At 46.8% G+C, this 519-nt stretch carries 1 pseudogene; it reads right to left on the minus strand.

What is annotated here, in order from left to right:
* Positions 1-519: pseudogene (locus tag IQR33_RS33050) on the minus strand (phage tail tape measure protein); the annotation flags it as partial.

The raw sequence follows: 519 nt of genomic DNA on the forward strand, positions 1-519 counted from the left end.
CTTGGCTGAGAAATAACCTGGCTTTCTGCAATTTTGAACGGCGCCATTTGCTCTGGCTCATATCCATAAACGTCTTGGTTCGTCGCTATCGCAGACTCGTAACTCATTTGAGGTTGAAGTAGTTCTAATTGCTTAACTTCTGACGCATCACCCGGAGTTAGGTTCTGTGATATAGGAGTACTGTGTTCAGCTTGGACGGCCGTTGTCATCTCTGGCGTTTCAATTTGGCTCCCCAGTTCAATATCAACACCTGGGATCATATTGAGTAAATCAACGAGCCCTTCGATAGCATGAGCAATAACATCAAACCAAGCCGTATCTTTAAACGCGGAGGTTAAGTCGTCCCACCAATAAATTGCCGCAGCAATACCACCTATAAGCAGCGCTATACCAGCGACAACCCAAGTTAGCGGGTTGGCCCAAAGCGCGGCGTTAAATAGCCATGCAGCAGCAGTACTCGCCAGCGTACTAATACGCAGTAGTTTCATGATGCTATTTAAACTCGTCATGGTAACCGTC

The organism is Vibrio sp. OPT46 (genome assembly GCF_015163535.1).
GTDB classification, from domain to species: Bacteria; Pseudomonadota; Gammaproteobacteria; order Enterobacterales; family Vibrionaceae; genus Vibrio; species Vibrio alginolyticus.